The organism is Clostridium sp. MT-14, assembly GCF_042436595.1.
Lineage (GTDB): Bacteria > Bacillota > Clostridia > Clostridiales > Clostridiaceae > Clostridium_B > Clostridium_B aromativorans.
In genome coordinates this window covers 20984-27282 of record NZ_JBHMIY010000042.1, presented here as the reverse complement: position 1 = coordinate 27282, position 6299 = coordinate 20984, and the positions used below count along the sequence as shown (strand labels likewise).

6 protein-coding genes are annotated in these 6299 nt (G+C 32.8%); 4 read left to right on the top strand and 2 right to left on the bottom strand.

The genetic code is table 11. From position 1 onward, the window contains the following. Positions 1 to 472: 472 nt before the first annotated feature. The 4 genes from ACFHWD_RS18765 (at position 473) to ACFHWD_RS18750 (ending at position 4145) form a co-directional block, all read left to right on the top strand. Entirely contained in the window at positions 473 to 1606 is a 1134-nt protein-coding gene (locus tag ACFHWD_RS18765; RefSeq protein ID WP_150358987.1) for a DUF362 domain-containing protein, read from the top strand. 183 nt (positions 1607 to 1789) lie between these two features. Next, a complete protein-coding gene (locus ACFHWD_RS18760; protein ID WP_150358988.1) occupies positions 1790 to 2332 on the top strand; it encodes a superoxide dismutase family protein in 543 nt (180 codons plus the stop codon). A gap of 540 nt (positions 2333 to 2872) precedes the next feature. After that, positions 2873 to 3535 carry a TetR/AcrR family transcriptional regulator gene (locus tag ACFHWD_RS18755; RefSeq protein WP_179977743.1) on the top strand — a complete coding sequence of 221 codons (663 nt, stop codon included), beginning with the start codon at positions 2873 to 2875 and terminating at the stop codon, positions 3533 to 3535. 430 nt (positions 3536 to 3965) lie between these two features. After that, positions 3966 to 4145 carry a hypothetical protein gene (locus tag ACFHWD_RS18750; protein WP_179977742.1) on the top strand — a complete coding sequence of 60 codons (180 nt, stop codon included), beginning with the start codon at positions 3966 to 3968 and terminating at the stop codon, positions 4143 to 4145. A gap of 31 nt (positions 4146 to 4176) precedes the next feature. Here ACFHWD_RS18750 and ACFHWD_RS18745 read toward each other — a convergent pair whose 3' ends face one another. Both ACFHWD_RS18745 and ACFHWD_RS18740 read right to left on the bottom strand, forming a co-directional pair. Continuing rightward, positions 4177 to 4764: a nitroreductase family protein gene (locus ACFHWD_RS18745; protein ID WP_179977741.1), complete on the bottom strand. Its 588-nt coding sequence runs from the start codon at positions 4762 to 4764 to the stop codon at positions 4177 to 4179. A gap of 311 nt (positions 4765 to 5075) precedes the next feature. Further along, positions 5076 to 6230: a tyrosine-type recombinase/integrase gene (locus ACFHWD_RS18740; RefSeq protein ID WP_150358214.1), complete on the bottom strand. Its 1155-nt coding sequence runs from the start codon at positions 6228 to 6230 to the stop codon at positions 5076 to 5078. Positions 6231 to 6299 lie beyond the last annotated feature (69 nt).

The following is a 6299-nucleotide window of genomic DNA, read 5'->3' as shown; positions in this document are numbered from 1 at the left end:
ATGAAACAAAATTAACAAATTGTTTCATTAGTATATAGAATTCAATAATTAAATGGAAAAATTTAAATCTATAAGCTAAATAAGTGTATGTAGCTGTATGTATATTATAATGTTATTTTTAATTTTTTATAATTAAAATGTTAAAAAATATATTAGTAGTATATCCAGAATCCTATAATTTTATTTGAGAGAGTTATGAATATTGTATACGATTAAAGTATATCTATAGATTAATTGCTTTCTTTTGTGGTTGAAGCCATGAACCGTGTACAATTCAACCACGTTCATATCAGAATATTCAGCGATATAGTTTTGAAAACCTTTATAAAGGTTTTCATTTCCTATTACGAAATTAAATTTATTAAACTATTGACCTAGAGTTAACTCTAGCGAGTATAATGTTATTTAAGGAACGATGATTACAACGCTCCTTTTATGCATATAACAATTTCGAAATGGGAGTGAATGAAAAATGGAAAAAGCAAAAGTTTATTTTACGGATTTTCACACGGTGGCTTTTGGAGATGGACTGCCAACTAAACTTAAAAAATTAATCAAAAGGGCTGGTATTGGACAGATCGATATGGATGGCAAGTTTGTTGCTATTAAGATGCATTTTGGTGAATTGGGGAACATAAGCTACCTTCGCCCCAATTATGCCAAGGCTGTGGCTGACGTAGTAAAGGAGCTAGGTGGAAGGCCTTTTTTAACTGATTGTAATACTATGTACCCTGGCAGCAGAAAAAATGCTCTTGAACATTTAGAATGTGCATGGGAGAATGGCTTTACACCAATGACTGTGGGATGTCCTGTTCTGATCGGGGATGGATTGAAGGGTACAGACGATATTGCAGTACCTGTATCAGGAGGTGAATATGTAAAAGAAGCCAGAATTGGACGTGCCATTATGGACGCGGATGTGTTCATCAGTCTGACACATTTCAAGGGGCACGAGATGACTGGTTTTGGCGGCACCATCAAAAATATCGGTATGGGCTGCGGTTCTCGTGCTGGAAAAACAGATCAGCACAGCAGTGGCAAGCCACACATCGACCAAGCACTGTGCCGGGGCTGTAGGAGATGTCAGCGGGAATGTGCCAACGATGGACTGGAGTTTGATGCAGTCAGCAAGAAGATGATGGTTAATCACGAAAATTGTGTTGGCTGCGGCAGATGTCTGGGTGCGTGCAATTTTGATGCTATTGTATTCGACAACAATGCTGCCAACGAGCTGCTAAACTGCCGTATGGCGGAGTATGCTAAGGCTGTAGTAGATGGCCGCCCTAGTTTCCATATTTCACTTGTGGTGGATGTGTCTCCAAATTGTGACTGCCACGGAGAAAACGACGTGCCTATTCTGCCTAATTTGGGTATGTTTGCATCCTTTGACCCGCTGGCATTAGATCAAGCCTGTGCAGACGCCTGTTTAAAAGCCACACCACTTCCAGGAAGCCAACTATTTGATAATATGTCAAAGCCGAGTTTCATTGACCATCATGACCATTTTACCAATTCTACACCTGGATCCGAATGGCGTAGCTGCTTGGAACATGCAGAGAAAATTGGTTTAGGTACTCGAGACTATGAAATGATCGTGATCAAATGAACTGAGTATATGATAAAAGAGTTGTTTTACAGGTACAGGCAATTCGTTAAAATAGTTAAAGATTTAAGAGAAAAATTATGAATATTCAGGAGACGTATAAAATGTATGTAACAAGCGAAACAATTGTAACTATTTTAAAAGTTTTACATAGCATAAATTGAAGTGTTTAATTTGGAGGATGTTATGTATTTTGACAAATATGAATGCCCTTTTTTAAGTCATAATGACTATGGGTATAGAAATGATAATATGAATGTACCTGCCAGAAAAGCTGTGGCCCATATAGCGGGAGGCCCTTTGGATCCTAACATAAGAGGTACTGCTGTCTTTACTCAAGTACCTGGGGGGACTGAGGTTTCTGTAGAAGTTAATGGATTACCTACTTATAGACCTGCCATGGATGGAAATCCTCAAATTGGGCCTCATGGATTTCATATACACCAAAATGGTACATGTGCTGTAGGTGATTCTGCTGAACCATTCAGTTCTGCCGGAGAACATTGGAATCCAACTAACCAGCCCCATGGCAATCATGCAGGAGATTTTCCTGTTCTCTTTTCTAATAATGGTTACTCTAGAATGACTTTTTTTACAAATAAATTTAATGTTGCTCAGATTATTGGAAAATCAGTGATCATACATGAGAGCCCAGATGATTATAGAACTCAGCCTTCTGGAGCGTCTGGTAGAAGGTTAGCTTGCGGTGTTATTAGAGTAGTGATGTAATTAAAGAATGTTTAAGAAAAATATTTTCTTATGGGATAATGGGTGATACCTCAGTATATTGGGGTAATGGTAGCGGTCGGATAAAAAAAGATTAGAATTTCTCTAGTTTCAGAGTGTCGACTTTGTTGGCGCTCTGAAAAAATATATTTTATATTTTTTCACAGTATTAATTATTTTAAAGTCTAATTAGGTAATGAACTTACGATGGTATCCCATTATCATTAAAAATAACATAATCACTAAATTCACGATCTGCTTTCTTTACATTCATATCTTTAGGTTTTCTTTTTAATTTTGATACATTAGCTTATCAGTACAAATGTTAATATCAATTTCATGTATTTATTTTTCATCTTTACAACAATAACCCTTGTTTTAAAATATGCTATTTTCTCAACCGTTTACAATTTATAAAGGTCAATCTGATTTTTTGATGGTATAATTAATAATGTTGACAATTGGTTTTCTATAAAATGGTACTGAGTAAATTAAGGTTTGAATAATTTATTTTAAAGAAATTATTTGAGAATGGGTGATAAAATGGATAGAAAAACTTTAATTAAAAGAAAGATAATGAATAAATTTATAGATGCTACATTTATGATAATTGATACTGAAGGTGTGGGGAACGTTACGATAAGAAAGGTATCAAGTATTGCAGGATATAGCAGCTCTACCTTGTATAATTATTTTGAGGATTTAGATCATCTTGTTTTATTTGCATGTATAAGATATTTAAGAGATTATACTCAGGGCTTAAAGAATTATATAAAAAATGCTAAGAATAGTTTTGAAAGATATATTTTAATATGGAAGTGCTTTTGTGCTTATTCATTTGAAAGACCTGAAATTTACAATCTTATTTTTTTTTCAGGCCATAGTAATTCATTGAATAACACTATTAGTGAGTATTATAGAATATTTCCCGAAGAATTGGCTGATTCGTCACTTCGTCTTAATTCTATGTTAATAGGGAATGATATTTATTCAAGAACATTATATTCATTTGAAGGTTGTGTTGAGGAAGGGTATTTCAATGAAGAGGATATAGTAGAATTAAATGAAATCACTATTTTAATATATCAAAGCGTATTGTCAAATCTACTAAAGAAGAATCCACCATATAGTTCAGAAGAAGCTTTGAAAAAAGTAATGAAATATATTAGAAGAGTTGTTAAGGCTTATCAATTACCTAACAATTAGCTATAAGGCATGAATTTTAATGATTATTTTAGTTAAGTTACTTTTTTACTGTTCATAGATCAGATTTAAAAGATGCATATTTGATCGATATCTAATACAAATGATATGCCAATAAAAAATTATTGAAATAAACACTAAAATGAGATATTATAATATTAAATAGATCGTGATCATATATTTAGAAAATTTAATCATGATTTATTTAAAAGACATAAGTTATTCAAAATTTAATCTGTTTATTTTAATAAAATCATGGATGAAAGAATTAAAGGCGTAAAATTAAAATTAGACTTATTAAAAAATAATTGCATGTTTATTTATATCTTACCTATTATTATTTTACATATTTAAATATTCAAATAAAACTAAAATTGAATATGAATGTAGAGATTGTTATAAATAATTAATAAATCTTAAGGGGGTAAGTATAATGACAAAGTTAGAGTTCATAAAAAAGGTGGAAGAAATTTGTTTAATGGAAAATTGTAGCATCTCGAGTGCAATTGATGTAGTTATGCATGAAAATAGAATAACTAATACAGAGTTCATTGCATTGTTCTGTAAAGGTAAAAGTAGTATAGAAGATGATACACATATAATGTTTAAATGAGGAAACTTTTTAATGTTTTTTATTTATATTGTCATAGGTAATTAATTGTTATTTTATCTGTTTTTATATCCCGTGCGCTAAGTTTCTGTTCCGGATGGCCGATGGCAATGCCTAACAGTGGTTCAAAGTCATCGGGGAGGTTCAATATCGCTGTATTGTCAAGTTCAGGAATTTCGCGCATTGCTTCAAGGGAACCCCACATAAATACGCTGCCCAAGCCAAGATTTGTGGCAGCCAAGTGCATAGAGTAGGTAATGCATGCGACATTTGAAAACTCAATGCCTGGTTGTAAATCCTGTTTCCTGTGAGATACAAAAATTACTGTCGGAGCGCCGTAAAATGGATCGAAAGCTTTCTGGTTTAGTTCAACATTAGAGGTATCGCCTATGATCTTTTTCATCTTAGCTTTATCCTCCCAGCGTTTAGCGGAAGCTTCTGATAGCTTATCAAGTATATATCTGCTCTGTACGACGGTCAAATGTATGTCCTTATACTGATTACTACCTACTGGGGCGCTACTTGCAGCGGCTAGTATGTCGGCTAAATTGTCCTGAGATATTTGTTCCTGCGTAAACTTTCTGGTAGATTTTCTATAGCGCAGTAATTCAAAGTAATCCATAAATACCATCCTTTCATGCCACCAAATTTTGTTTATAGCAACTTGCACTACAACGATAACATGAGCTGTTTGTAGTGTCAATGATTACAATTGATTGTTATAATGATATTTATCAAAAACCTTGATTTTCCTAACTTTATGGCATATAATGATAGAGTAAAAACTGTATAAGACAGTTCGAAACCATCCTGTCTATAAGTGGCGTAAGGCCAGTTATATCAATAGTTACAGAAATAGAAAATCCATTTGCAAACATATTTGCAAACATGGAATTTAAACAGACAATCTATGAGCTATGTATTATTATACATTTAAGCCTGTGTTTTTTTATGTGTATTTTTACTGCTTTTAATTAACATAGCTATTTTTTCAGCAGCTTCACGGTCGATAGATTCCATTACATGTGAATACAAATCTAAAGTTATAGATGCTTTACTATGTCCCAACCTACTACTGGCAACTTTAGTACTAACTCCAGCTGTTAGCATTAAACTTGCATTTGTATGCCTTAAATCGTGAAATCTTATATGAGGGAAGTTATGAGTCTTTAAAAAATTACTGAACATGAAAGATAGCACATGTGGGGTTATAGGAAGACCATTTACTTTTCTGGTACATACTAAATTTTTATCTGTACCCCAGGTATTTCTGCTTCTTACTTTCATCTCACATTGCCATCTGTAGTGTTCTCTTAATATAGGAACTAGTGATTTTGGAATAGCTATAGTTCTTTTGCTTTTTAAAGTTTTTGGTTCCTTAAAATAATATTTGCCACTTATATACTCTAAATTTTGTATTACACTTATTGTTTTATTATCTAAGTTTACGGCATCCCAGCTGAGTCCCAAAACTTCACCACGACGCATACCTAAAAGCAATGCTAATGTAACAGGCATTTTTAATGTTAGATTGCCTTGGACTTCTTCTAAAAGCAGGTTACATTGATCCGCACTTAAAATTTTGGTTTCTTCTTTTTTCTGTCGTGGTAATTTTACTTTAGCCAATGGATTTTTTCCTATGAGATCCATGTCTAATGCATATAAAAGAGCAGAACTCAAGACTCTTTTATGATTTGACAATGTCCTAGGTGATAAAGATTCACTTTTTAAATCAAAATATTTTTGCAGATTATAAGGCTTAATGTTTTGTAATTTTAATTTACCGATGACAGGTATTACATGATTGTATATAATATTGTTATATCCGTCTATTGTAGTAGGCGACAAGTTATCTTTTTTGATTTTACCTTTTAACCAGTCATCTAAAAAATTACCAAGGGTAATATTGTTGTTGTCAATTAATTCCCCATCTTCAAGTTTGACAAGTATTCTTGGTAATTGTTTTTCAGCTTCATCTTTATTCTTAAATCCACTAAACCATCGTTGCTTACGTCTGCCAAAGGCGTCCCTACCTACGTCAATAACTATGGAATAAGAATTATTTCGCTTAATAATACTTCCTTTCAATTAAATTACCTCCTTAGCAAACTAATGTTTGGTATAAAATTAAAAAATAATAATATCCTTACACGTATA